Origin of the sequence: Pseudoxanthomonas koreensis, assembly GCF_041890415.1 — a bacterium.
Lineage (GTDB): Bacteria > Pseudomonadota > Gammaproteobacteria > Xanthomonadales > Xanthomonadaceae > Pseudoxanthomonas > Pseudoxanthomonas koreensis_A.
Genome location: NZ_CP169056.1, coordinates 753418 through 779062 on the forward strand (window position 1 = coordinate 753418; position 25645 = coordinate 779062).

25 protein-coding genes are annotated in these 25645 nt (G+C 70.2%); 17 read left to right on the forward strand and 8 right to left on the reverse strand.

Annotation, left to right across the window (positions count from 1 at the left end):
* Nucleotides 1-11: 11 nt before the first annotated feature.
* Both purF and ACEJ41_RS03535 read left to right on the forward strand, forming a co-directional pair.
* Nucleotides 12-1484 carry an amidophosphoribosyltransferase gene (purF, locus tag ACEJ41_RS03530; protein WP_374013415.1) on the forward strand — a complete coding sequence of 491 codons (1473 nt, stop codon included), beginning with the start codon at nt 12-14 and terminating at the stop codon, nt 1482-1484.
* 124 nt (nt 1485-1608) lie between these two features.
* Nucleotides 1609-2430 (forward strand): ferritin-like domain-containing protein, encoded by an 822-nt coding sequence (locus ACEJ41_RS03535; protein ID WP_374013416.1) that lies wholly within the window; start codon nt 1609-1611, stop codon nt 2428-2430.
* Nucleotides 2431-2532: 102 nt separating this feature from the next.
* Here the strand turns inward: ACEJ41_RS03535 and lpxH are convergent, their stop codons facing one another.
* Complete coding sequence (gene lpxH / locus ACEJ41_RS03540) at nt 2533-3282, reverse strand: UDP-2,3-diacylglucosamine diphosphatase (RefSeq protein ID WP_374013417.1); 750 nt, start codon at nt 3280-3282, stop codon at nt 2533-2535.
* A gap of 175 nt (nt 3283-3457) precedes the next feature.
* Here lpxH and ACEJ41_RS03545 point away from each other — a divergent pair, with 175 nt between their 5' ends.
* The 3 genes from ACEJ41_RS03545 to ACEJ41_RS03555 all read left to right on the forward strand — a co-directional run bounded on the left by ACEJ41_RS03545 (nt 3458) and on the right by ACEJ41_RS03555 (nt 6874).
* On the forward strand, nt 3458-4774 hold the full coding sequence (locus ACEJ41_RS03545) for a GGDEF domain-containing protein (RefSeq protein ID WP_374013418.1): 1317 nt from the start codon (nt 3458-3460) through the stop codon (nt 4772-4774).
* Nucleotides 4775-4941: 167 nt separating this feature from the next.
* Nucleotides 4942-6345, forward strand: coding sequence for a glutamate--tRNA ligase (gene gltX / locus ACEJ41_RS03550; protein WP_374013419.1), 1404 nt, complete (start codon nt 4942-4944; stop codon nt 6343-6345).
* A gap of 13 nt (nt 6346-6358) precedes the next feature.
* On the forward strand, nt 6359-6874 hold the full coding sequence (locus ACEJ41_RS03555; protein ID WP_374013420.1) for a transcriptional repressor: 516 nt from the start codon (nt 6359-6361) through the stop codon (nt 6872-6874).
* Nucleotides 6875-6903: 29 nt separating this feature from the next.
* Here ACEJ41_RS03555 and ACEJ41_RS03560 read toward each other — a convergent pair whose 3' ends face one another.
* Entirely contained in the window at nt 6904-9090 is a 2187-nt protein-coding gene (locus ACEJ41_RS03560) for a TonB-dependent receptor (RefSeq protein ID WP_374013421.1), read from the reverse strand.
* A gap of 40 nt (nt 9091-9130) precedes the next feature.
* Between ACEJ41_RS03560 and ACEJ41_RS03565 the strand changes: the two genes are divergently transcribed.
* Together ACEJ41_RS03565 and ACEJ41_RS03570 are read left to right on the forward strand one after the other, a co-directional pair.
* Nucleotides 9131-9571, forward strand: coding sequence for a MerC domain-containing protein (locus tag ACEJ41_RS03565; protein ID WP_374013422.1), 441 nt, complete (start codon nt 9131-9133; stop codon nt 9569-9571).
* A gap of 77 nt (nt 9572-9648) precedes the next feature.
* Nucleotides 9649-9831 carry a 30S ribosomal protein THX gene (locus tag ACEJ41_RS03570; RefSeq protein WP_374013423.1) on the forward strand — a complete coding sequence of 61 codons (183 nt, stop codon included), beginning with the start codon at nt 9649-9651 and terminating at the stop codon, nt 9829-9831.
* An 89-nt stretch (nt 9832-9920) separates the two neighbouring features.
* Here the strand turns inward: ACEJ41_RS03570 and trxA are convergent, their stop codons facing one another.
* Nucleotides 9921-10790, reverse strand: coding sequence for a thioredoxin (trxA, locus tag ACEJ41_RS03575; RefSeq protein WP_374013424.1), 870 nt, complete (start codon nt 10788-10790; stop codon nt 9921-9923).
* Between the two features lie 131 nt (nt 10791-10921).
* Between trxA and ACEJ41_RS03580 the strand changes: the two genes are divergently transcribed.
* The gene (locus ACEJ41_RS03580) at nt 10922-11524 is read left to right on the forward strand and encodes a DUF998 domain-containing protein (RefSeq protein ID WP_374013425.1); all 603 of its coding nucleotides are present in this window, start codon (nt 10922-10924) and stop codon (nt 11522-11524) included.
* Here ACEJ41_RS03580 and ACEJ41_RS03585 read toward each other — a convergent pair.
* The gene (locus ACEJ41_RS03585) at nt 11505-11756 is read right to left on the reverse strand and encodes a SemiSWEET transporter (protein WP_374013426.1); all 252 of its coding nucleotides are present in this window, start codon (nt 11754-11756) and stop codon (nt 11505-11507) included. The two genes, ACEJ41_RS03580 and ACEJ41_RS03585, sit on opposite strands and share 20 nt — an antisense overlap.
* A 226-nt stretch (nt 11757-11982) precedes the next feature.
* Between ACEJ41_RS03585 and leuS the strand changes: the two genes are divergently transcribed.
* The 5 genes from leuS to rsfS all read left to right on the forward strand — a co-directional run bounded on the left by leuS (nt 11983) and on the right by rsfS (nt 17567).
* The gene (leuS, locus tag ACEJ41_RS03590) at nt 11983-14637 is read left to right on the forward strand and encodes a leucine--tRNA ligase (protein ID WP_374013427.1); all 2655 of its coding nucleotides are present in this window, start codon (nt 11983-11985) and stop codon (nt 14635-14637) included.
* 142 nt (nt 14638-14779) lie between these two features.
* On the forward strand, nt 14780-15313 hold the full coding sequence (gene lptE, locus ACEJ41_RS03595) for an LPS assembly lipoprotein LptE (protein WP_374013428.1): 534 nt from the start codon (nt 14780-14782) through the stop codon (nt 15311-15313).
* A gap of 37 nt (nt 15314-15350) precedes the next feature.
* Nucleotides 15351-16391 (forward strand): DNA polymerase III subunit delta, encoded by a 1041-nt coding sequence (gene holA, locus ACEJ41_RS03600; RefSeq protein WP_374013429.1) that lies wholly within the window; start codon nt 15351-15353, stop codon nt 16389-16391.
* A 17-nt stretch (nt 16392-16408) separates the two neighbouring features.
* Nucleotides 16409-17098 carry a nicotinate-nucleotide adenylyltransferase gene (nadD, locus tag ACEJ41_RS03605; protein WP_374013430.1) on the forward strand — a complete coding sequence of 230 codons (690 nt, stop codon included), beginning with the start codon at nt 16409-16411 and terminating at the stop codon, nt 17096-17098.
* A gap of 67 nt (nt 17099-17165) precedes the next feature.
* The gene (rsfS, locus tag ACEJ41_RS03610) at nt 17166-17567 is read left to right on the forward strand and encodes a ribosome silencing factor (RefSeq protein ID WP_374013431.1); all 402 of its coding nucleotides are present in this window, start codon (nt 17166-17168) and stop codon (nt 17565-17567) included.
* A gap of 51 nt (nt 17568-17618) precedes the next feature.
* On the opposite strand, the gene ACEJ41_RS03615 is transcribed toward rsfS, so the two are convergent.
* The 4 genes from ACEJ41_RS03615 to ald form a co-directional block, all read right to left on the reverse strand.
* Entirely contained in the window at nt 17619-18467 is an 849-nt protein-coding gene (locus ACEJ41_RS03615) for a chemotaxis protein CheX (protein ID WP_374013432.1), read from the reverse strand.
* A gap of 38 nt (nt 18468-18505) precedes the next feature.
* A complete protein-coding gene (locus ACEJ41_RS03620) occupies nt 18506-18874 on the reverse strand; it encodes a response regulator (RefSeq protein WP_374013433.1) in 369 nt (122 codons plus the stop codon).
* 143 nt (nt 18875-19017) lie between these two features.
* The gene (locus tag ACEJ41_RS03625) at nt 19018-20298 is read right to left on the reverse strand and encodes a DUF445 domain-containing protein (protein WP_374013434.1); all 1281 of its coding nucleotides are present in this window, start codon (nt 20296-20298) and stop codon (nt 19018-19020) included.
* Between the two features lie 120 nt (nt 20299-20418).
* Nucleotides 20419-21537, reverse strand: coding sequence for an alanine dehydrogenase (gene ald, locus ACEJ41_RS03630; protein ID WP_374013435.1), 1119 nt, complete (start codon nt 21535-21537; stop codon nt 20419-20421).
* A gap of 190 nt (nt 21538-21727) precedes the next feature.
* Here ald and ACEJ41_RS03635 point away from each other — a divergent pair, with 190 nt between their 5' ends.
* The 4 genes from ACEJ41_RS03635 to ACEJ41_RS03650 all read left to right on the forward strand — a co-directional run bounded on the left by ACEJ41_RS03635 (nt 21728) and on the right by ACEJ41_RS03650 (nt 25631).
* Nucleotides 21728-23230, forward strand: coding sequence for an aldehyde dehydrogenase (locus ACEJ41_RS03635; RefSeq protein ID WP_374013436.1), 1503 nt, complete (start codon nt 21728-21730; stop codon nt 23228-23230).
* Nucleotides 23231-23453: 223 nt separating this feature from the next.
* A complete protein-coding gene (dapA, locus tag ACEJ41_RS03640; protein ID WP_374013437.1) occupies nt 23454-24353 on the forward strand; it encodes a 4-hydroxy-tetrahydrodipicolinate synthase in 900 nt (299 codons plus the stop codon).
* A gap of 152 nt (nt 24354-24505) precedes the next feature.
* Nucleotides 24506-24787, forward strand: a complete 282-nt coding sequence (locus tag ACEJ41_RS03645; RefSeq protein ID WP_374013438.1) for a DUF3247 family protein — start codon at nt 24506-24508, stop codon at nt 24785-24787.
* A gap of 172 nt (nt 24788-24959) precedes the next feature.
* Nucleotides 24960-25631, forward strand: a complete 672-nt coding sequence (locus ACEJ41_RS03650) for a YitT family protein (protein ID WP_374013439.1) — start codon at nt 24960-24962, stop codon at nt 25629-25631.
* Nucleotides 25632-25645 lie beyond the last annotated feature (14 nt).

Genomic DNA, 25645 nt, shown 5'->3' on the forward strand with positions numbered 1-25645 from the left:
GACTACGCATCATGTGCGGCATCGTCGGTATCGTTGGCAACCAGGATGTCGCCGCGCAACTCTATGACGGCATGACCGTCCTCCAGCATCGCGGCCAGGATGCCGCCGGCATCGCCACCGCCGATGGCACCCGGCTGCACGTGCACAAGGGCAATGGCCTGGTGCGTGACGTGTTCGACGCCAAGGCCATGAGCGTGCTGGAAGGCCGGGTGGGCATCGCCCACTGCCGCTATCCCACGGCCGGGTCGGAAGGGCTGGACGAGGCGCAGCCGTTCTACGTCAACTCGCCCTATGGCATCGCCCTGGCCCACAACGGCAACCTGACCAATACCGACGCCCTGCGCCAGCAGGTGTTCGCACAGGACCGGCGCAACATCAACACCGACTCGGACAGCGAAGTGCTGCTGAACGTGTTCGCCCATGAGCTGGACATGCAGCGCGAGCTCACCCCCGAGGCGGCGCTGCGTGCCGTGGCCGGCGTGCATCGCCGGGTGGCGGGTGGCTATGCGGTGGTCAGCGTGGTGCTCGGTTTGGGGCTGGTGGCCTTCCGCGATCCGCATGGCATCCGCCCGCTGGTGCTGGGCCGGCGCGGGGACGGCGAGGGCGCCGAGTACATCCTTGCCTCCGAGTCGGTGGCGCTGGACATCCTGGGCTTCGACCGGGTGCGCGACGTGCAGCCGGGCGAGGCCATCGTGATTACCCCGCGCGGGGGGATGTTCGCCGAGGTCTGCGCCGAGCCGGCGCAGCGCGCGCCGTGCATTTTCGAGTACGTGTACTTCGCCCGCCCGGACTCGATGATCGACGAGGTGTCGGTGCACAAGGCACGCATGCGCATGGGCGTGAAGCTGGGCGAGAAGATCCTGCGCCTGCGCCCGGACCATGACATCGACACGGTGATCCCGATCCCGGACACCTCGCGCGATGCGGCGCTGGAGATGTCCAACGTGCTGGGGGTGAAGTACCGCGAGGGCTTCATCAAGAACCGCTATGTCGGCCGCACCTTCATCATGCCGGGGCAGGGCGAGCGGGTGAAATCGGTGCGCCGCAAGCTCAACCCGATCCACCTGGAATTCCGCAACCGGGTGGTGCTGCTGGTCGACGACTCCATCGTGCGCGGCACCACCAGCCAGCAGATCGTGCAGATGGCGCGCGACGCCGGTGCGCGCAAGGTGTACCTGGCCAGTGCCGCACCGCCGGTGCGGCATCCCAACATCTACGGCATCGACATGCCCTCGGCCGACGAGCTGATCGCCCACGGCCGCAGCGTCGAGGAGATCGAGAAGCTGCTGGGTTGCGACTGGCTGATCTACCAGGACCTCGAAGACCTGGAGGCGGCGGTGCGCGAGGGCAACCCGCAATTGCAGCGGTTCGACTCGTCCTGCTTCGACGGCAAGTACGTGACCGGCATCGACGCCGGCTACTTCGACCGCATCGGCCAGATGCGCAGCGACGAAGCCAAGAAGAAGCGGCGCGCGGCGTCCTGATGGCCGGTAACGGCCGTGGCGGCCGGCGTGCTGGCCGCCCCGCATCGCCGGCGCACGGCGGTGGCGCAACGGCACGATGCCGGCAGCCGTCCATGGTCCGCTCCTTCGGCCCGCGGGCACGCCGATGAACTCGCTGTTCGACGCCGCGGCCCAATGCCTGGCCGCCAGCGACCCGGATGACAAGGTCGCGCTGACCCATCGCCATGCCGCGGCTTTCGCCCGGGGCGAACTGCATGTGCCGGCCGATGCACCGCCGCCGCAACCCATCCGCATGCCGGGCCGGCCGCCGCGACCGCGGCTGGTGCATCCGCGCGAACTGCCCAGGCGCGGCCTTGGCAGCGCCGTGGGCCGCGCCGCGTTCGTGCACGCGATCGCCCACATCGAGCTCAACGCAATCGACCTGGGCTGGGATGCGGTGTACCGCTTCCGCGGCCTGCCCGAGGCGTTCTACCGCGACTGGGTACGGGTGGCCGACGACGAGGCGCGCCACTTCATCCTGCTGCGCGACCGCCTGCGCGCGCTGGGCCACGACTACGGCGATTTCGATGCGCACAACGGCCTGTGGGAGATGTGCGAAAAGACCGCGCACGACGGCCTGGCGCGGATGGCGCTGGTGCCGCGCGTGCTGGAAGCGCGCGGGCTGGACGTGACCCCGGGCATGATCGCGCGCCTGCGCGCGCTGGGCGACCTGCACACGGTCGAGATCCTGGAGGTGATCCTGGGCGAGGAAGTGGCGCACGTGGCTGCCGGATCGCGCTGGTACCGCTGGTATTGCGAGCGCGCCGGGGTGGAGCCGCGCGCGCGGTTCGGCGAACTGCTGGCCGAGTACGCCAGCGGCTACCTGCGCGGGCCGTTCAACATCCAGGCGCGCCTGCTGGCCGGCTTCGACGAGGACGAGCTGGCGTCCCTGCGCCAGGCCGAAGCGGTGCAGGCCTGGCCCCGGTAGAAGCCGATCTTGCCGGCGACCTCCGGAAGGCACGTCGCCGCAACGGCCCGGCGCTGCCGTGGCCACACGCAAGGGCTGCCCGGCAAGCAGCCACTGCCGTGGTCAGCGGGCGGTGGCCAGTGCTTCCAGCCGCATTCCGTCCGCGTCCACCTGCAGCACCGAACCCTGCTCGTACCAGTCGCCCAGCACGATGCGCCGGCAACTGCGGCCACCGGCCTGCAGCGCATGCATGGCCGGGCGATGGGTATGGCCGTGGATCAGGGTCGCCACGCCGAAGCGCGCAAGGATCGCCTCCACCGTGGCCGGGGTGACGTCGGTGACAGTCTCGAAGGAAGCCCGGTCGCCGGCGATCATCGCCTCCTGCCGGGCCATGCTGGCCTGGCGTGCCTGTTCGGCGAAGGCCAGCCGTGCCGGCAGCGGCTGGGCCAGGAAGCGCTGCTGCCAGGCCGCATCGCGGGTCTGCGCGCGGAAGGCCTGGTAGGCGGTGTCGTCGCTGCACAGCAGGTCGCCATGCATCAGCAGCACCGGCTCGCCGTACAGCGATACCACGGCCGGATCGGGCAGCAGGCGCATGCCACAACGTCGCCCATACGCGTGTCCGAGCAGGAAATCGCGGTTGCCGTGCATGAAGCACACCTCCACGCCGGCATCGGCCAGTGCACGCAAGCCGGTGGCGACCTCGGCGGCGGCGGCGGAAGGGTCGTCGTCGCCGACCCAGGACTCGAACAGGTCGCCCAGGATGTACAGCGCGTCGGCCTCGGCGGCCTGCCCGCGCAGGAAGCGCAGGAACAGCGATGTGATCTCCGGTCGCGCCGGATCCAGGTGCAGGTCGGAAACAAGCAGGGTGGCCATGGCGCGATTGTAGGCCGTCGATCCGCCCCATCCCGCCCCGCGCTGCCACCGGTGTACCGGCCAGCGGTGGGAATCGGCGCGGAACAACCGGTGCAACCGATGGTTGCGTCTGCTACCTTTCCGTATCAACCGGGTGGTCGTCCAGGCGTCCCCCGTCAACCGTGATGGAAGCCACATGAACGCGGCCGGTGCAGACGTTCCCCCGACTCCGAGGTCCCACTCCGGGCACCGCAAGAGCGCCGCCCTGACCCTGCTGGCGGGCGTGGCGCTGACCCTCGGTGCCATTGCCGGCTACGACCTCATCCCGCCCGTGCGCTTCGACGTGACGCGGGTGCCGAAGGACGGGACCGTCCTGTCCTCTACCCCGGTGCCCGGCCGCGCCGAGGCCGGCGAATGGCTGGACGACCAGCGGCGGCGCCTGCGCTGCCACTACCCGCCGGGTACCGACGACCCCCGCTATTACTGCGCAATCAACTATTTCATCGGGGCCGGCCCCGACCGTGGCGTGGACCTGTCGGGCTACACGCACGTGGAGGTCAATGTCCTCTACAAGGGTGACGTGCCCAAGCTGCGGTTGTTCGCACGCCATTTCGACGCGCGCTACTCCACCGTGGGCGACAACAACAGCACCAAGTACAACTCGGTATTCCTGCCGACCCAGGACCTGCGCGGGCCGCTGTCGCTGAGCGTGGACGAGTTCACCGTCGCCGAGTGGTGGCGCCTGGCCTACAAGCTGCCACGCGAGCTGGCGCAGGCGGAGTTGGGCAACGTCGTCACGGTGGGGCTGGACTTCTCCTACCCCATGACCGAGGGCGTGCACGACCTGGAGGTCAAGCAGATCACCTTCGTGCGTCCGGGGCTGTCGCGCGAGACCTGGTACCTGGGCATCCTGAGCGTGTGGCTGGCCGGCATCGTGCTCTACGCGCTGCTGCAGCTGCGTACCTACCGGGCCGAGCGGCGCGCGCTGCAGAGCGAGGCCGAGCGCTACCGCGCCCATGCCACGACCGATCCATTGACCCTGGCCCTGAACCGCCACGGCCTGGAACAGGTCTGGGCGCGGCTGCCGGCCGGCGCCATCCCCGCCGCCGGGCACGCGCTGGCCCTGCTGGTGCTGGACATCGACCACTTCAAGCACGTCAACGACAGCTGCGGCCATGACGTCGGCGACCGCGTGCTGCGTGAGCTGGCCGAGCTGCTGCGGGGCCAGTTGCGCTCCACTGACTGGCTGGTGCGCTGGGGTGGCGAGGAGTTCGTCGTCCTGCTGCCCAGCGTGCGCACCGGGCACGTGGCCACGCTGGCCGAGAACCTGCGCAAGGCGGTCGAGGCGCATGCGTTCGAGTCCGGCGTGCCGGCGCCGGTGACGGTCAGCGTAGGTGTGGCGTTGCAAGGGCCGGGAGAGGATTTCGAGGCGTTGTTCAAGCGCGCCGACGAGGCGCTCTACGAAGCCAAGCACCAGGGGCGCAACCGCGTGGTGGTGGCCGCCGGCCCGTAATCCACGCTCCGCCCATTGCATGCCTGCGCGCGGCGCCCGTCGCGGGCCCCGATGTTGCCCGGCCCCCTGCCGGGTGGCCGTGCGTCCCGTCGCCGATGCGGGCGCGCCATGGGCTTTTGCCTTGCAGGGTAAAATGCGCCGATTCTTTCCCCGGCTCCATTTTTTCCATGACCTGCCGCACCCGCTTTGCCCCCAGTCCCACCGGCTACCTGCACATCGGCGGTGCCCGCACCGCGCTGTACTGCTGGCTTGAGGCGCGCCACCGTGGCGGCCAGTTCGTGCTGCGGATCGAGGACACCGACCGCGAGCGCAGCACCCAGGCCGCGATCGACGCGATCCTCGAGGCGATGGACTGGCTGGGCCTGGACTACGACGAGGGCCCGATCTACCAGACCGACCGGGTCGAACGCTATCGCGAGGTGGCCGGGCAACTGGTTGCCCAGGGCAAGGCCTACTACGCCTATGAAACCAGGGAAGAACTCGACGCCATGCGCGAGGCGGCGATGGCGAAGCAGGAGAAGCCGCGCTACAACGGCGCGGCGCGCGAGCTGGGCCTGCCACACCGCGACGATCCCAATCGCGTCATCCGCTTCAAGAATCCGCTCGACGGCGTGGTCGCCTTCGACGACCTGATCAAGGGCCGGATCGAGATCGCCAACAACGAGCTGGACGACATGGTGATCCTGCGCCCGGACGGCTACCCGACCTACAACTTCGCCGTGGTGGTGGACGACTGGGACATGGGCATCACCGAGGTGATCCGCGGCGACGACCACATCAACAACACCCCGCGCCAGATCAACCTGTACCAGGCCATCGGCGCGCCGGTGCCGCGCTTTGGCCACATGCCGATGATCCTGGACGAGGCGGGGGCCAAGCTGTCCAAGCGCACCGGCGCGGCCGACGTGATGCAGTACAAGGACATGGGCTATCTGCCCGACGCATTGCTGAGCTACCTGGCGCGCCTGGGCTGGTCGCACGGTGACCAGGAGATCTTCAGCCGCAGCGAGCTGATCGAACTGTTCGACGTGCGCAACTGCAACTCCAAGGCCGCGCGCCTGGACATGGCCAAGCTGGGCTGGGTCAACCAGCATTTCCTCAAGACCGGCGAGCCGGACTTGATCGCGCCGCAACTGGCCTGGCAACTGGAAAAGCTGGGCCTGGACCCGGCCACCGGCCCGTCGCCGGCCGAGGTGGTGGTGGCCCTGCGCGAGCGGGTGCAGACGCTGAAGGAAATGGCCGAAAAGGCGGTGGTCTGGTACACCCCGCTGGAAAGCTATGACGAGGCCGCGGTGGCCAAGCACCTGAAGGCCCGTGCCGACGCGGCGCTGGGCAAGGCGCGCGAGCTGCTCGCCGCGCTGCCGGAGTGGACCGTGGAGGCGGTGGGCCAGGCGCTGCACGACACCGGCGCGGCGCTGGAACTGGGCATGGGCAAGGTCGCCCAGCCGCTGCGCGTGGCCATCACCGGCACCCAGGTCAGCCCGGACATTTCCTGGACCGTGTACCTGGCCGGCCGCGACCAGGCCCTGCAGCGCATCGATGCGGCCATCCTCAAGGTTCCGAAGGCCTGACCACGGAGACGCCATGCCCACGCACGCATGCACCGATCCCCACCACCATGTCCACAGCGCCGATGCGTTCGTGCGGGCGGTCGAGCGGGCCTGCAGCGAGCGTGGCCTGCGCCTGACCCCGATCCGCGCCAACGTGCTGCGGCTGATCGCCGATGCAGGTCGTCCGATGAAGGCCTACGACCTGCTGGAGCGGGTGCGCGAAACCAAGGGCGCCGGTGCCGACGCCCCGCCCACCGTGTATCGCGCGCTGGATTTCCTGATGGCCAACGGCTTCGTGCACAAGCTCGAATCGGTCAACGCCTTCGTTGCCTGCCACCACCCCAACAGCGCCCAGCATTCGGTGCCGTTCCTGATCTGCAACCGCTGCCACAGCGCGGTCGAGCTGGAAGACAGGGAGGTGGTGGCCCAGCTCGACGCGCGTGCCCGCGCGCTGGGTTTCCAGCCGCAGGCGCAGACGCTCGAGGTGCACGGCCTGTGCGCGCGCTGCGCGACGGCCGCCGACGGCGAGGGCGAGGGCGAGGGCGCATAGCACCATCGGGCGGCTGCCCGGCGGCGGGATCAGAACCAGGCGCGGATGCCGAACGCCAGCGCCCGGCCCGGCAGCGGCGCGTACTGGCGCAGCAGCGAGGTGTGCGGCCGTGCCTCGACGTTGCCGAGGTTGCTGCCGTCCAGGAACACTTCCCAGCGCGTGCCGCCGGGCCGGTCCCAGGCATGGGACACATGCGCATCGACCAGGGTGTAGCCGGGGCTCGGTGCCTCGGCGCGCGCCACCCGGTCCTGCGCCTGGTAGCGCACCGCCCCCAGTGCGCCACGCCAGCCGCCACGATCCCACGCAAGGCTGGCGCCGATGCGCGCCGGCGCGATCCGCGGCAGCGGGCCATGGTTGTCCAGTTCGGTGCGATGGGCGTGGCTGTGATCATCGTGTGGCACCACGAATGCGGCCGTGCGCGTGCCGCTGCCATCCAGCCCGGCACGCACGCGGTCGCCGAACAGGCGCAGGTCCCAGCGCCCGGACGCGGCGTCGGCCAGGTGCACCACGGCCTCGACCTCGGCGCCGGTGAAGCTCGCACCCGCCTGGGTCCACAGGCGCACCGGCACGCCGTGCGCGGACACGCCGGTGTCGGCCAGGTAGATGAAGTCGTCGAAGCGGCTGTGGTAGATGGACAGCTCCAGGTCGAAGCGGCCGCGGTGTGCATGCAGGCCCAGTTCGCCGCGCAGCGCGCTTTCGGTATCGAGGTGGACATCGCCGATCTCCAGCGAGCTGGTGGCCACGTGCAGGCCGCCGGCATACAGCTCCTCCTGGGTGGGCGCACGCTCGGAGCGGTCCACGCCCATGCGCAGGTCCAGCGCCGGGTCCAGTTGCCAGATCGCCGCCGCCGACAGGCTGGTGGCACCGAAGCGGCGTGAGGGATGACCGCGTTCCGGGTCCAGCTCGACCCGGTCGTGGCGCGCACCCAGTTCCAGCTTCAGCGCGCCGGCACTTTTTTCCTGCAGCACGAACACGCCGGTGCTGCGGCTCAGCGTTGCCGGCACGAACGCCTCGGCACCTGCGGCACCGAAGTCCACCCGGCCCGACTGCAGCCCGAATGCACCACGCCAGCCGCCCACCTCCTTCTGCACCGCCTGCAGGCGCACGTCGTGGCCCTGGCTGGTGAAGCGGGTGCCGACCAGGCCATCCTCCAGTTCCACGTGTTCGTAGTCGCTCCAGGCGCCATGGAAGTCGATCCGCTCCAGGAACGGTGCGGGTGCCAGGAGGCCACCCTTCAGCTCCAGGCGATCCTGGCGCAGGTCGATGCGCACGTCGCCGTGATCGGCGCCATCGTGTCCGTGCCCATCGTCGTGGAGATCGTGATCGTCGTCGTGGCCGTGGCCTGCGTGCACGTGTGCCCCGGCGGGGATGCCGTACTGGCTGCGGTAGCTGCTGGCGGCCATGCCCAGCTGGCCGCGCTCGCCGAACCAGGCCAGGCCGATGCCGCCGGCGCGGGTCTGCATGTCGCTGTTGCCGAGCCGGCCATGCCGGCCGTGGCCGTCGTCCGGGCCGTGGCCGTCGTGGTCGTGCGCATCACCGTGCAGCGCATGGGCCGCACCGGGAATCCGGTACTGGCCGGTGTCGCGCACCAGGCCATCCACATGCAGCACCAGGTTGTCCCTGCTGACGCCGTCCAGGCGGAACATGCCACTGCGCTCGTCGTTGACCGTGTTGCCGCGCAGTTCGACGCGGCCGGACAGTGGCTGCGCGGGCACTTCGCGCGCAATGCGGCCGTCGACCACGTTGACCGCGCCGCCAATGGCGCCGCTGCCGAACAGCAGGGTGGCCGGGCCCTTCAGCACCTCGATCTGGTCGGCCAGGAACGGCTCGATGCTGGTGGCGTGGTCGGCGCTGACGGTGGAGGCGTCCATGCTGCCCAGGCCGCTCGCCAGCACCTGCACGCGCGGGCCATCCAGGCCGCGCAGGATGGGGCGGCCCACGGCCGGGCCGAAGTAGCTGCTCTGCACCCCCGGCAAGCGGTCCACGGTGTCGCCAAGGGTGGCCGACCTGGCCCGGTCAAGAGCATCGCCCTGCAGGATCGCCACCGGGCGGGCCAGGGACTCGGCATCGCCGGCCAATGGCGAGGCGGTGACGCTGACCGCAGGCAGTTCAGTCGGTTCGTGGGCGGTGGCGGCCATGGGCGTAGCCAGCGCCAGCGCCACGGCGCGTGGGAGGAGGGTGCGGCAGCGGCCGGGTGGGCGGCGGGCAATGGGCATGCGGGGCGCAGGCAAGTGACAGCGGGTTTCGGATGTTATAATGTATCCATTCCATCACGCCATCCCCGCCCCGATGCCTGACGCCCGACATGACCTGCTGGACCGTTTTGGCGCGACCGGCTCGTTGTTGTGTGCGATCCATTGCGCACTCACGCCGCTGTTGCTGGCGGCGCTTCCGGCGCTGGGTCTTTCCCTGTGGTTCGACGGCGGGGTCGAATGGGTGCTGGTGGTATTCGTCACCCTGCTGGGCCTGTTCAGCCTGGGCTGGAGCTATCGCCGGCATCGCGCGCTGCGTGCACTGAGCGTGCTGGTCCCCGGGCTGCTGGCGCTGTGGGCGGGGTTGCTGTATCCGCCGCTGCACGCATCAGCGGTGCCGCATGCGGTGGCGATGACCTTCGGCGGCACCCTGGTCGGAATGGCGCACCTGCTCAACCTGCGCCTGAATCACGGCCACGTCCATGATGCCGGCTGCGTCCATTGACGGCGGCGTGCTACGATTTCCGGTCTGTCGCGCGTGGCGCGCTGGTTGATTTTTCATGCAAATCAGGGAGTTGAAACATGGGCAAGGGTGACCGCAAGACTGCCAAGGGCAAGCGCTACAACTCCAGCTACGGCAATGCACGCCGCCATGCCGGCACGCGTGCCGCTGCCGGCGCCGATGCACCGGCAGCCAGGAAGACCGTCGCCAGGCCAGCGGCGAAGAAGGCCGTGGCCAAGAAGACGGTGGCCAAGGCCGGCTGACCGGGCCGTTCCGAAGCGGGAATGAACGAAAAACGCGGCGCCTGGCGCCGCGTTTTTCGTTTCCGTCCCGGGAGCGTGCCGGGCGGCGCTCAGAACAGCAGCGACGCCATCTTCCTGCGGTACTGGCCCACCAGGTCCTCGTCCTCGATCACCCGGAACGCCTCGATCAGGGCGCGCCGGGGCAGGCCGTCCTCGAAGCCGCGGTCGCGGCGCAGCATCTCCAGCAACTGCTCCAGGCCGGTGGCGGTGTCGCCGTCGACCAGGTGGTGCACCGCCAGCAGGTGCCGGGCACGCAGGTCGCCAGGGTCGGCTGCAAGGGTGCGCTCCAGCTCCTGGACCGGCGGTGCGCCGTCCAGCAGCGCGGCGAACCCCAGGCGCGCGCGTGCGCGCAGCGCACGGTCGTCGGTGGCCAGGTTGGCCGGCAATGCATCGAGCAGGCCTTCGGCCTCGGCGATGGCGCCGGTCTTCAGCAGGGCAAGGGCCAGGTCCAGCCTGAGGTCGGCCTGGTCGGGCGCGTCCTCGATGGCCTGGCGCAGGCGCGCCACCTCGGCGTGCGGATCGGGCGGTGCCGCGTCGAGGGCCTCCACGGCTGCGGCATCGTCGTCGCCAGCCAGCGGTTCGATGCCGTGCTGCTGCAGGAACTGGCGCAGTTGTCCTTCCGGCAGTGCGCCCTGGAAGGCATCCACCGGCTGCCCGCCGACCAGCAGGAACACGCTGGGCACCGAGCGGATCTGGAAGGCGGCGGCGATTTCCTGCTCGCGGTCCACGTCCACCTTGGCCAGGATGAAGGCGCCACCGTAATCGGCGGCCAGCTTCTCCAGCACCGGCGTGAGGGTCTTGCACGGCCCGCACCAGGTTGCCCAGAAGTCCACCAGCACCGGCGTCTGCAACGACCGCTGCAGGACGTCGGTTTCGAAAGTGGCGGTGGTGACGTCGATGACGTGGGGCGATGCGCTCATGATCGGGCCGGTTCCGGATTCGGCAGGGATATGGTGACTTTGCGGCAGGATACAAGACGGCAGGCGCGCACTAACATTGCAGCATCGGCGCAACGCCGCCGCGCACTTCGTGGAGCAGCATGGCACCGGGCATGACATCGCGGGTTGCGGCCACAGTGGCGCCGCTGTCGTTCCTGGCCGCAGCGTTGCTGGGCGGGATCACGATCGAAGGTTATTCGCACCTGCGCCATCCGCTGGCGCTGCTGGGCGCGATGCAGGCGCCGCATCCGCTGGCCTTCGGCATCTTCGCGTTTGTCCTGCCCGGCGCGGCAGGGGCGTGGGTGGCCGGCGGGTTGCGCGCGCGCCTGCCGGCGATGGCGGGCTGGCCGACGCGGATCGGCGCACAACTGCTGCTGCTGGCGGCACTGGCGTTTGCCGCGCAAGGCGTGCTGCCGCTGGACGCCGAGGACCTGGACGCCGGCCGCAGCCGCTATCACGCCACTGCCTGGCTGTTGTGGGCGCTGGCGTTTCCGGCCGGCGCGACCCTGCTGGCAGCGGGCCTGTGGCGCACGCCGTGCTGGCGGCGGCTGGCCTTGGCGAGCCTGGCCGCAGGCGTGGCGGTGGTGCTCTGCGGCTTCCTGGCCAGTGGCTGGATCGGCGCGGCACTGGTGCAACGGGCGGCCTTCCTGGCCTGGCTGGGGTGGGGCGTGCTTGCCGCCGCGGCCGGGCGCGGCCTCAGCCGTGGCGCAGCTTGAGTCCCAGGATCACCACGGCCAGGGCCAGGGTGACGATGTTGGCCAGGATCATGGGCCACGATTGCAGCACGATCCCGTAAGCCAGCCAGAAGCACAGCCCCACCGTGAACACCACGTACATCCCCAGCGAGATCCCGCTGGTGTCGCGGGTGCGCAGGGTCTTGAGTGCCTGCGGGACGAATGCCGCAGTGGTCAGGGTTGCGGCCACGTAGCCCATCCACTCGCCGCTCATGGCGCGGTGACACGCCGTGGGCGTGCCTGAAGGAAAGGGAGCGGGGCGTGCGGGCGGTGCAGGGGGATCGGATTCATGTCGTGTCTTGTACCACTGGCGGCCGTGATGGTGGCGAGGCGGGCCGCGATTGACGGCATGACGACGTGGCGGCCCGCCCTGGCCAAGTGGAGTGCGATGCTGCACTGCGGTACCCTTGGCGACTTTGCCGCAGCCGCCGCGACCTGCAATGTCCGTCGTCCACGAAAACACGTCCTCCTACGATCCCCGGTCGGTTGAATCGGCCGCCCAGACATTCTGGGAGGCCAGCGCCGCCTTCGAGGTGGACGAAGCCGCCGACAAGCCCAAGTACTACTGCCTGTCGATGCTGCCGTATCCGTCCGGTGCGCTGCACATGGGCCACGTGCGCAACTACACCATCGGCGACGTCATCAGCCGCTACAAGCGCATGACCGGGCACAACGTGCTGCAGCCGATGGGCTGGGATGCCTTCGGCCTGCCGGCCGAAAATGCCGCGATCAAGAACCGGACCGCGCCGGCGAAGTGGACCTACGCCAACATCGACCACATGCGCAGCCAGCTCAAGTTGCTGGGCTACGCCATCGACTGGTCGCGCGAGTTCGCCACCTGTTCGCCCGATTACTACGTGCACGAGCAGCGCATGTTCGTGCGCCTGATGCGCAAGGGCCTGGCCTACCGCAAGAACTCGGTGGTGAACTGGGATCCTGTCGACCAGACCGTGCTGGCCAACGAGCAGGTGATCGACGGCCGCGGCTGGCGCTCCGGCGCGCTGGTCGAGAAGCGCGAGATCCCGCAGTGGTTCCTGCGCATCACCGACTATGCCCAGGAACTGCTGGACGGCCTGGACGAATTGCCCGGCTGGCCTGATTCGGTCAAGACCATGCAGCGCAACTGGATCGGCCGCTCGGAAGGGCTGGAAATCCAGTTCGAGGTGCTGGACGCGACCGGCGCGGCACTGGAGCCGATCCGGGTGTTCACCACTCGTCCGGACACGCTGATGGGCGTGACCTTCGTATCCATCGCCGGCGAACATCCGCTGGCGGCGCGCGCCGCCGCGGGCAACCCGGCGCTGGCTGCATTCCTGGACGAGCTCAAGCACGGCAGCGTGTCCGAGGTCGATCTGGAAACCCAGGAAAAGCGCGGCATGGACACCGGCCTGCGGGCCGTGCACCCGGTCACCGGCGAACAGGTGCCGGTGTGGGTGGCCAACTTCGTGTTGATGGGCTACGGCACCGGTGCGGTGATGGCCGTGCCCGGCCACGACCAGCGCGACTTCGAGTTCGCCAACAAGTACGCCCTGCCGCTGGTGCAGGTGATCGGGCTCAAGGACGCCAAGAGCGAGGACGAAAGGACCTGGGACAGCACCACCTGGCGCGACTGGTATGGCGACAAGAGCCGCGACCTGGAACTGGTGAACTCCGGCGAGTTCGACGGCCTGGACCACCGCGGCGCCTTCGAGGCACTGGCCGAGCGCTTCGAGCGCCAGGGCCGCGGCCAGCGCCGGGTGAACTACCGCCTGCGCGACTGGGGCGTGAGCCGCCAGCGCTACTGGGGCTGCCCGATCCCGGTGATCTACTGCCAGGCCTGCGGCGCGGTGCCGGTGCCGGAGGACCAGTTGCCGGTGGTGCTGCCGGAGAACGTGGCCTTCAGCGGCACCGGTTCGCCACTGAAAAACGACCCGGAATGGCGCAAGACCACCTGCCCGGACTGCGGTGGCGCGGCCGATCGCGAGACCGACACCTTCGACACGTTCATGGAGTCGAGCTGGTATTACGCGCGCTACACCTCGCCGGGCGCGCGCGAGATGGTGGACAAGCGCGGCAACTACTGGCTGCCCGTTGACCAGTACATCGGCGGCATCGAGCACGCGATCCTGCACCTGATGTATTTCCGCTTCTACCACAAGCTCCTGCGCGACGCGCGGCTGGTGGACAGCGACGAGCCGGCGACCAACCTGCTCACCCAGGGCATGGTCATCGCCGAAACCTACTACCGCGCCAATGCCGACGGCTCGAAGGACTGGATCAACCCGGCCGACGTGGACGTGGTGCGCGACGACAAGGGCCGCATCACCGGCGCCACCCTGCGCGCGGATGGCCAGCCGGTGAGCATCGGCCCGGTCGAGAAGATGTCCAAGTCCAAGAACAATGGCGTGGACCCGCAGGCGATGGTCGACAAGTACGGCGCCGACACGGTGCGCCTGTTCTCGATGTTCGCCGCCCCGCCCGAGCAGTCGCTGGAGTGGAACGAGGCCGGCGTGGACGGCATGGCCCGCTTCCTGCGCCGGCTGTGGGCCCAGGTGCAGAAGCATGCCGCCGATGGCGCGGTGCCGGCCCCGGCGCTGGACGTGGCGGCGCTGGATGCCGGGCAGAAGGCGCTGCGCCGCAAGATTCACGAGACCATCGGCAAGGTCGGTGACGACTACGACCGCCGCCACGCATTCAACACCGCCATCGCCGCGGTGATGGAGCTGATGAACGCGGTGTCGAAGTTCGACGACGCCAGCGCGCAGGGCCGCGCGGTGCGCCAGGAAGCGCTGGAAGCGGCGGTGCTGCTGCTCAATCCGATCACCCCGCATTCGAGCCATGCGCTGTGGCAGGTGCTCGGCCACGCCCAGGCCCTGGTCGACGACCTGCCGTTCCCGCGGGTCGACCAGGCCGCGCTGGTCCGCGATGCCCTGACCCTGGCGGTGCAGGTCAACGGCAAGCTGCGCGGCACCATCGAGGTCGCCGCCGATACGCCGCGCGACCAGGTCGAGGCGCTGGCCCGGGCCGAGCCCAACGCGGCCAAGTACTTGGAAGGCCTGGCCGTGCGCAAGGTGATCGTGGTGCCGGGCAAGATCGTGAACATTGTGGCGGGTTGATCCACCGCAGGCGGACCAGCCCGCAATGTTCCGCTGCCGGATCCCCTCTCAAGCCGTGTTCACGCCACATCCTGCAGGCTGCAGCCTGTTGCCGCTCCCGGCTGCCTCGTCCAGACTCCCACCCATGATCCGAACCGCGTCGATGTCCCGGCTCCTGCTCGTCCTGACCGCCGCGCTGGTGTTGTCCGGCTGCGGCTTCCACCTGCGCGAGCGCCTGGCGCTGCCGGACGAGACGCCGCCGGTGCGGGTGGTGTCCAACACGCCCTACAGCGAACTGGTCACCATCCTCGAGCGCAACCTGCGCAACGCCGGCGCCACGGTGGCCGGGCCCGAAACCGACCGCGGCCAGATGGCGCGGCTGGAGATCGTGTCCGAACGCTGGGGCGACCTGCCCATCGCCATCGACGAGCGTGGCCGGGCCCAGGATTTCAGCCTGCGCTACGCCACCATCTTCTCCTTCCACCTGGCCGATGGCACGGTGCTGGTGCCGCAGCAGTCGGTGGAGCTTGCGCGCGACTATGTCTCGCCGCCCGAGGATGTCACCGGGACCAGCACCGAGCGCGAGATCCTGGCCGACGAGCTGCGCCGCGAGATGGCCGCATCGATCCTGCGCCGGATCGATGGCGTGGTCCGCGCCGGTGCGGAGGCGGCGGCAGCTCCGCCGGCCACGCCATGACCACCACGCGCCACCGCGTGGCTGCCGACCCGCGCTGATGGAACTGCGGCCCGAGCAACTGGTCGCCCAGGCCGGCACCCAGCCGTTGCGCGCGGCCTACCTGATTGCCGGCCCGGAGACGCTGCACGTGCTGGAAGCAGCCGACGCGGTGCGCGCGCGTGCGCGCGCCGACGGCGCCGAGCGCGAGGTGTTCGAGGCCGAGGGTCGTGACCTGGACTGGGATGCGCTGTCGGCCAGTTTCGCCGCGCCCGGGTTGTTCGCGTCGCGGCGCCTGCTCGAGGTGCGCCTGCCGTCGGGCAAGCCGGGCAAGGCCGGGGCCGAGGTGATCGCCGGGTTCTGCACGGACCCGCCGCCGGACACCCATCTGCTGGTGGTGGCCGGCGAATGGAGCAAGGCCCATCACGGCAAATGGGTGGATGCGTTGTCGCGTTGCGGCGTGGTGTCGATCGCCTGGGCATTGAAGCCGCACGAGCTGCCCGGCTGGATCGACCGTCGCCTGCGCGAGCGCGGCCTGCGTGCCGAGCCGCAGGCGGTGCAGGGGTTGTGCGAACGGGTGGAAGGCAACCTGCTGGCCGCCGCGCAGGAGATCGACAAGCTCGCCCTGCTGGCACCCGAGGGCGTGCTGGACCTGGAAACGATGCAATCGCTGGTGGCCGACGCGGCGCGCTACGACGTTTTCCGCCTGCTCGAATCGAGCCTGTCCGGCCACGCCGTGCAGGTGCGGCGCATGCTTGCCGGCTTGCGTGCCGAGGGCGAGCAGGTGGCCGGGCTGATGCCGATTGTGGTGCGCGAATTGCTGCGCGCGGCCGCCCTGGCGCGGGCCCAGGCGCGCGGCGCCAACCTGGCCGCCGAGATGAAATCGCAAGGCCTGTGGGAGGCGCGCCAGGCCCCGTTCAAGCGCGCGCTGCAGCGGCATGCCGCGCCGATCCGCTGGAACCGCTTCGCCGCCTACGCCTCGCGCGTGGATCGCGCGGCCAAGGGCCGCGGCCCCGGCGACCCGTGGCAACTGCTCGAGCGCCTGCTGCTGGCGATCGCCGAGCCGCCGGCCACCCGGCTGCTGGCCAGCGCCGGCCGCTGACCGGCACCCGCGCCCGCATGCTGGAGATCTGGTACGGCGGCACCTTCGACCCGGTCCACAACGGGCACCTGGCCATCGCCCGCGCAGCCGCCGAGCTGTTCGAGGTCCCGGTCACCCTGGCGCCAGCCGCAGACCCGCCGCATCGTCCGCGGCCGGGCGCCGACGCGCAGCAGCGCGCACGCATGCTCGATCTGGCCGTGGCGGGCGACCCGCGCCTGCGGGTGGACCGGCGCGAGCTGCATCGCGCCGGGCCTTCCTGGACGGTGGACACTTTGCGCGAGCTGCGTGCCGAGCGTGGCGCCCAGGCGCCGCTGGCCCTGCTGCTGGGCGCCGACAGCTTCCGCTCGTTGCCGACCTGGCGGCACTGGCGGCAATTGCCGACGCTGGCCCATTTCATCGTCGCCGGGCGCATCGACCAGGGGGACGTCGCGCAGCTGCCGGAGCCGCCGGAACTGACCGCCGCATTCGCCGGCCGCTGGCAACAGGCGCCGGCGCGGTTGGCCACGATGCCGGCCGGGCTTGCCTACCATCTGCGCCAGCCGTTGCGCGCGGAGTCGGCCACCGCCGTGCGCCAGGCGATCGCCTGCGGCGCCCCGGCCTGGCGCGGCTGGTTGCCCGCCGCCGTGGCCGCGCAGATCCAGGCCGAAGGGCTGTACGGGGCAGGTTCCGGTACCGATGCGGCGTCCGCAGGCGAACCTCGCCCGTGAATACGGCCCGCACGATTGGGCCCGTATAATCGCCTCATCTTTCCCGCACCTGCGACCGAGCCTGCCCTTGAGCAACCAAGCCCACGTCATCAAGCCCCGTCTTCCCGATCCCCCGCCGCCGGTGGATGCGCTGCTGGCCGCAGTGCGCAGTGCGGTCGAGGAGATCAAGGCCAAGGATGTCGTTGAGATCGACGTGCGCGGCAAGACCAGCGTGGCCGACCACCTGGTGATCGCCTCGGGCACCTCCACCCGCCACGTCAAGTCGATTGCCGACGAGGTGGTGAGGTTTGCCAAGAAGCTGGGTGCGATGCCGCTGGGCGTGGAGGGCGAGCGCGAAGCGGAGTGGGTGCTGGTCGACCTGGGCGACGTGATCGTGCACGTGATGTTGCCGCGGGTGCGCGAGTTCTACGCCCTCGAGCGGCTGTGGACCGTGGGCGACGACCAGCCAGAGACGACCGCCGACGCCTGATCCGGCCGGCCATGCCCGGCCCGCGTGGCCGCCGGCCTGCGCCGGCGGGCCTTACTCCCCGATCAGCAGTGCGAACGGGCCCAGTTGCGAATTCATCAGCAGGGCCAGGCTGCGCTCGCGGTCGGCGACCAGGCGTGCGGCCGGCACCGAATTGTCCGGCGGGAACGCGCGGTAGCCCATGTCCTCGGGCAGCATGCTGCGCACCGCATAGCCCATCAGCACGTTGACCACTTCGCCCAGTCCATCCTGGGCCAGTTCGTCGTCGCATTGCTCCGGCTCGATCTTGAGCAGGGCGCAGGCCAGCGCGTGCATCGTGTCGTGCCCGCAGGCCAGGCCGATGAACAGCGGACGCTCGCCTTCCACCCGTACCTGGGCCACGTGCGGATAGGCACCCAGCTCGGCCGGAGCGAGCAGGCCGGCCGCATGGCACTGGCTGTCGAGCATGCGCGGGAACAGGCGCGCGCACAGGGCGATGGCGGTGTTGGCCAGCCCGGCCTTGGCATGGTCGGCCACGCCGGTGGACAGCGCCTGCTGGGCCGCGTCCTGCTCGGCACGGTGTGCGGCCAGCTCGGCGTCCAGGCGCTGGGGGTCGATCACCCCCTGGTCCAGCAGCACCTGCCCGAACAGCTTGCGCCCGGCCTTCTGTGCGACCAGCAGTGCGTCCACCTGGCCGGCATCGAGCAGGCCCATCTCCTGGGCGATGTCGCCGAAGCGGCGGTCTTCGACCCGCTGGCGCTGGTTGATGCGGCGCGCCTGGGCTTCGTCAAGCAGGCCCTGCTGCACGGCCAGCTCGCCCAGCAGCGGATTGGAGGCGCGCTGTGCCTCGATCGCGGCCAGCAGTTGCGACGGGGTGATGACGCCACGCTCCATCAGGAACTGGCCCAGGAATTTCACTGACATCTCGTGCCCTCTGCGGATAGGTCGGAGGTGGTCGCCGCTCAGACGAGCACCTGGTGCAGCACGCGTTCCATCGCTTCGGGATCGATGGGCTTCTGCAGGTAGGAGCGTGCGCCAAGACGCAGGCATTCTTCGATGTCGCTCTGTGCGCCCAGCGAACTGAGGATCACCACCCGCGCGTTCGGGTCGGCCTCCAGGATCCGGGCCAGCGCCTGGCGGCCGTCGCACTCGGGCATCACCAGGTCGAGCAGCACCAGGTCCGGCTTCAGTGCCTGGTACTGGCCCACCGCCTCCAGGCCGTTGCCGGCCTCGCCCACCACCTGGAACCCGGCTTCCTCCAGCTGGCCGGCCGCGAGCATGCGTAATGCGCGCGAGTCGTCGCACAGCAGCACGGTCGGTCGTGCGGTCATCAATGTTCTCCCGGTCGAGATGTGCGGGCCGCAGGAGGCCCAGTCCAGAATAGCGGCTACCCGGCAACAGGCTTGAGAAGATTCGATGCTGCGCCGCCGCATGGTGCAGTCACCGGGTCCGGAAGCGTCGCGCCCAGGCGCCGCTATAGCAGCACGATCACCGCGTGCAGCGCCAGCCCGATCAACCCACCCACCACGGTGCCGTTGTAGCGGATGTATTGCAGGTCGCGGCCCACGCTCAATTCCAGCTCGCGCACCAGGTGGCGTTCGTCCCAGCCCTTCACCGTCTGCGCGATGTAGTCGGTGACCCCGCCGCGCAGGCGTTGGGCCAGTTTCTCCGCGCCGCCCAGCAGGTGCTGGTTGATCGCATCGCGAAGCGCACGGTCGCGGCCCAGTGCCCGGCCCAGGCCGGCGAGCGAGCGCTGCAGGTGGGCGGCCAGCACGCCGTCCTCGCGCTCCAGGTCCTCGCGCAGGGCGGCATGGACCTGGTCCCAGAGCCCGCGCACGTAGTCCTGCACGCCGGGATGGTCGATCAGGCTCTGCTTGATGGTTTCGGCGCGCGCGGCAACTGCCGGGTCGTGGCGCAGCCGGCCGATGTAGTCCTGCAGCCAGTGTTCGTAGTCACGCCGCAGTGGGTGGTCGGGCTGGCGCAGGATCTCGTTGAGTTCTTCCAGCAGCGCATGGGCGATGCGTTCGGCCAGGCTGTCGGCGATGCCTTCCACCGGCTTGACCCAATCCACCGTGCCCACCAGGCGCGGCCACTCGCGGCGCGCGTGCTTGACCAGCAGGTCCGAGGCGCGCTGCTTGATCGCCGGGTCGTCCAGGTGCTGGCCAAGGCGGCGCAGGGCCTCGTCCAGCAACGCCTGGTGGCGGCCGTCGGCGGTGAGCAGGCCGAGGATGTCGCCGGCGCTGGCCGCCGCATCCCACGCCTGCAGGCGTGCCAGCAGGAATTCCTGGATGCCCTTGCGCACCGCCTGCTCGTCCAGCAGGTCCAGCGCCTGCACCGCCCAGCCGCGCGCCATCCGTGCAAGCCGCCGCGACTGCTCGGGTCGCGACAGCCAGTGCCCCAGCTTCGACGCCGGATCGAACACCTCCAGTCGCGCCAGCAGGGTGTGTGGTTCGAGGAAATGGTCGCGCACGAACGCGGCCAGGCTGTCGCCGATGCGCTCCTTGCTGCGGGGGATCACCGCCGTGTGCGGGATCGGCAGGCCCAGCGGGCGGCGGAACAGCGCCACCACCGCGAACCAGTCGGCCAGCGCGCCAACCGTGGCGGCCTCGCAGAACGCCGACACCCAGGCCCACGCGCCGCTGCCGCCCATCACGTGCGCCAGCACGAAGCCGGCGACCATCGCCAGCAGCATCGCCACGGCGATGGCCTTCATGCGGCGCAGCTGCGCCGGTCGCGGATCCTGGATGCTGCTCATGCGTTCCTGGACGGGGCGGTGCATGGCGCCAGCGGCCGCGTTGCAGCCGGCCGCAGGCGTGACACCGGGCAGTGTAGACGCGGCCGCGTGCAGGCCGCATCGCGCGCGCCAGGTGCGGCGCTACTGCGCCAGTGCCTCGCTCGCTGGCGTGTAGGGCAGGCCCAGGGCATCGGCCACGGCGCGATGGGTGAGCCGGCCGGCATGCACGTTCAGGCCGTTGCGCAGGTGGGCATCGTCGGCCAGCGCCTGCACGGCGCCCTTGTCGGCCAGCGCCAGCGCGTGCGGCAGGGTGGCATTGGCCAGGGCGAAGGTCGAGGTGCGGGCGACCCCGCCGGGCATGTTCGACACGCAGTAGTGGATGATGCCGTCGACCTCGTAGGTCGGCGCCCGGGGTGAGGTCGGACGGCTGGTCTCGAAGCATCCGCCCTGGTCGATTGCCACGTCCACCAGCACCGAGCCGGCGCGCATCAGGCCCAACTGCCTGCGCGAGACCAGCTTGGGTGCGGCAGCGCCGGGCACCAGCACCGCGCCGACCACCAGGTCGGTGTGCGGCAGGTGCTCCTCGATCGCGTCGCGGGTCGAGTACACCGTGCTGATCCGGCCAGCGTACAACGCGTCGGCGTAGCGCAGCCGTTCCAGCGAACGGTCCAGCAAGGTCACGTGCGCGCCGGCGCCAAGCGCGGCACGCGCGGCGTTCACCCCGACCGTGCCACCGCCGATGATCAGGACCCGCGCAGGCTCCACTCCGGGCACGCCGCCCAGCAGGATGCCGGCGCCGCCCTGGGTCTTTTCCAGCGCATGCGCGCCGGCCTGGATGGCCATGCGCCCGGCGACCTCGCTCATCGGTGCCAGCAGCGGCAATCCGCCGTGTTCGTCGGTGACGGTTTCATAGGCGATGGCGGTCACACCGGCGGCCAGCAATGCTTTGGCCTGGTCCGGGTCCGGCGCCAGGTGCAGGTAGGCGTACAGCACCTGTCCGGGCCGCAGCATCGCGTATTCCACCGGCTGGGGCTCCTTGACCTTGATCAGGATCGTGGCCCGGGCGTACACCTCCGCTGCGCTGTCCAGCACCTGTGCGCCGGCCATTTCGTAGGCCTCGTCGGCGATGCCGACGCCGGCACCGGCGCCGCGCTCCACCAGCACCTGGTGGCCACGCGAGGACAGCTCGCGGGCCCCGGCGGGGGTGAGGCCGACGCGGTATTCGTGGTCCTTGATTTCCCTGGGTACGCCGACCTGCATGTGAATCTCCGTAAGGGGTGCGCATCGGGCCGGCCCAACCGCAAGGCCGCCGCCGATGTGCGTCAATCGTATCGCCTCGCTCCCGCGGCGGGGCGGAAGATGCACGGCATCGGTGCCGGCATCGGCATCGGCATCGGGTCTGGGGCAAGATCGGTCCATGCCCCTGGCTGGATCGCTCCGGAGGTTCCCGATGCATGCATCACGCACCCGCGCCGAGTGGCAGGCCATGGCCGAAGGCCTGACCCTGCGCACCCGTGCCTTCATCGATGGCCGTCCGGTGGATGCGGCCGATGGCGCCCGCTTCGACTGCATCAGCCCGATCGACGGCCGGGTGCTGGGACAGGTGGCCGCCTGTGGCGCGGTGGACGTGGATCGCGCGGTGCGTGCGGCGCGGCGCAGTTTCGAAGCCGGAACCTGGTCGCGGGCGCGACCGGCGTGGCGCAAGAAGATTCTGCTGGCGCTGGCCACGTTGATCGAGCGTCATGCCGATGAGCTGGCGTTGCTGGAAACCCTGGACATGGGCAAGCCGATCGACGAAGCGCGCAGTGTCGATGTTGCCGCCACCAAGCGCTGCCTGGCCTGGACCGCCGAGGCGGTGGACAAGGTATATGGCGAGGTCGCGCCCACCGGCCCGGCCGAACTGGGTCTGGTCACCCGTGAACCGCTGGGCGTGGTCGGCGCCATCGTGCCGTGGAATTTTCCGCTGCTGATGGCGGCCTGGAAGCTGGCGCCGGCGCTGGCCACCGGCAACTCGGTGGTGCTCAAGCCCTCGGAGAAATCACCGCTGAGCGCGCTGCGCCTGGCCGAACTGGCGGCCGAGGCCGGCCTTCCCGACGGGGTGCTGAACGTGGTCCCGGGCACCGGTGCCGACGCCGGCGAGCCGCTGGCCCTGCACATAGATGTGGACGGGCTGGTATTCACCGGTTCGACGGCGGTGGGCAAGCGCCTGCTGCGCTGCGCCGGCGCATCGAACATGAAGCGCGTGTACCTGGAATGCGGCGGCAAGAGCCCGAACATCGTGTTCGCCGATGCGCCGGACCTGGACGCGGCCGCGCAGGCCGCGGCCACCGCGATCTTCTACAACCAGGGGCAGGTGTGCACCGCCGGCTCGCGCCTGCTGGTGGAGCGCGGCATCCACCGGGATTTCGTCGCACGCGTGGTGGCAGCGGGCCGCGCGATGCAGCCCGGGCATCCGCTTGAGCCGGGCGTGCCCATGGGCGCGCTGGTGGACGAGCACCACACCGCCCGGGTGTTGGCTTACATCGCCAACGGGCTTGGCGAAGGCGCACGCCTGGCCCTGGGTGGCGAGCGCGTGGCGCCGGTGGCCGGCGGCTGCTACGTGCAACCCACCGTATTCGACGATGTGCGCCCGGAGCATGTGATCGCGCGCGAGGAGATCTTCGGACCGGTGCTGGCGGTGATTCCCTTCGACGATGAAGCACAGGCCCTGCATGTCGCCAACGACAGCCCCTATGGCCTGGCCGCAGGCGTGTGGACCTCCAGCCTGTCGCGTGCCCACCGCATGGCCCGCGGGCTGCGCGCCGGCAGCGTGTGGGTGAACCAGTGGGATGGCGGCGACATGACCGCGCCGTTCGGCGGCTACAGGCAATCGGGCAACGGCCGCGACAAGTCGCTGCATGCGTTCGACAAGTACACCGAGCTCAAGGCCACCTGGATCCACCTTGGCGATTGAGCCAGGCACCGCATCGGTGCGGACGGGCGATGCAATGGCAGGCAGGCGCCATGTGCGCGGGCAGGCACGCCAGGGCATGCATCCCGCATGCTGGCTGATGGTTTCCGTGGCAACTGCGGCCCGCGCCCATGCGCATGCCCGCCGCGCACCTGGCACACGCGAACCGCGTCGCCATCCCGATTAGAATTGGCGGTTTCCACCCGTCGGCACTTCCGGTATCCCTATGGCTCCTTCGCACGCGCCGCTCCGTGGCAGCATCGTCGCCCTCGTCACGCCAATGCATGGTGACGGCAGCGTCGACTACGACGCGCTGCGCGGCCTGGTCGACTGGCACGCGGCCGAGGGCAGCGACGGCGTGGTGGTGGTGGGCACCACCGGCGAGTCGCCCACGGTCAGCGTGGAGGAGCACTGCGAGATCATCCGCGTGGCGGTGGAGCAGGCTGCAGGGCGGCTGCCGGTGATGGCCGGCTGCGGCGGCAATTCCACGGCCGAGGCGGTCGCGCTGGCGCACTATGCGCGCGAGGTCGGCGCGAGCAGCCAGTTGCAGGTGGTGCCGTACTACAACAAGCCGGGCCAGGAAGGGCAGTACCGCCACTTCCGCGCCATCGCCGAGGCCACCGGCGACTTGCCGATGGTGCTGTACAACGTGCCCGGCCGCACCGCCGCCGACCTGCAGCACGACACCGTGCTGCGCCTGGCGCAGGTGCCGGGGATCGTGGGCATCAAGGAGGCCACCGGCAACATCGAGCGGGCGCAATGGCTGGTGCGCGAAGTGCCGGAAGGCTTTTGCGTGTACTCCGGCGATGATTCCACCGCCGTGGCGCTGATGCTCTGCGGTGGCCACGGCAACATCAGCGTCACCGCCAATGTCGCGCCGCGGCTGATGCACGCATTGTGCGTGGCGGCACTTGCCGGCGACGTGCGCACGGCAATGGACATCCAGCTGCGGCTGCTGCCGCTGCACCGGCAGATGTTCGTGGAAGCCAATCCCATCCCGGTGAAGTGGGCCCTGCAGCGCCTGGGCCGCTGCGGCGGCACCCTGCGCCTGCCGCTTACGCCGCTGGATCCGGCGCACCACGCCGGCATGGATGCGGCATTGCACGCGGCCGGCCTGCTCGACTGACGCGCAGCGCACGCCTTGCGCCGGCGTGCACAAGCGCATCGGCTGCGGTCGATCATTCCCACGCCCTGCACGCAGGCACACTGCCTTCGTGACGCGGCGGTCATGGTGTCGGGGCTAGCCTCCAGTGACCCATCCCGACCGGAACCCCGCCCATGGCCAGGATCGCGCCACGCGTGCATACCGATGCAGCCTCGATCGATCGACTCAAGGAACTGCAGCAGGCGCTGGATGCCCAGTTGGTGGCTACCCTGCAACTGCGTGATGGGAGCATCGTCAGCGGCACCATCCCGGAGCGCCCCGCGCTGCAGCAGTTCTTCGGCCCGGATGGCGATGAGGGCATGAACGGCCTGTTGCTGCTGGATGTCGACGGCGAAGGCCGGCGCATGCTCTGGCTGGACGATGTGGTGGACTTCAGCCGCATCGGGTCGGCCTGAGCGGCATATCCGCACGACCGCACGACATCGGCCACACTGCGGCGCTGCCTTGGCGCTGCCCGCCCGGCCGGACAGCGGTGCCGCGCGCCTGCCGCCGGCGTGGTGGCGAATGGGAGCCACCGTCCCGCCGGTAGCCCTGTATGCCGGGGCCCATTGCCGCCAGACTGGCATCATGGATCCATCCTCCACACCGCTGCACAACTTCGGCCCGCTGGACCAGTTGCGCGCCGGGCGCCTGCCCGAACGGTTGCTGCGGCTGCTGCTGGGACTCTGGGTGTACGGCCTGGCCGTGGCCCTGCTGATCCAGGGCACCCTCGGTGCCGCGCCGTGGGACGTGTTCCACCTGGGCCTGGCCCTGCACCTGCCGCTGTCCCTGGGCACGGTCATGGTGATCGTCTCGATCGTGGTGCTACTGGCCTGGATTCCGCTGCGGCAGATGCCGGGGCTGGGGACCCTGGCCAATACGCTGCTGGTGGGCCCGTTCGCCGACCTCAACCTGGCCTGGTTGCCGCTGCCCGGGACCATGCCGATGCGGGTGGCCTACGTGCTGACCGGCACCATTGCGTGCGCACTGGCCACGGCCCTGTATGTGGGTGCGCATCTGGGGCCCGGACCGCGGGATGGAGTGATGACTGGCCTGTCGCGGCGCTCCGGGTGGTCGATCCGGCGCGTGCGTACCGGGATCGAACTGGGCGTGCTCGGCGCAGGCATCAGCCTGGGCGGCACGGTAGGCGCGGGCACGCTGGTCTTCGCACTGGGCGTGGGTCCGCTGACCCAGCTGTTCCTGCGCCACCTGGCGGTGCGCCTGCCGGCCGTGGCAAACGACACGGCGCGCCAGGCGTGAGGGTCCAGGAGGGT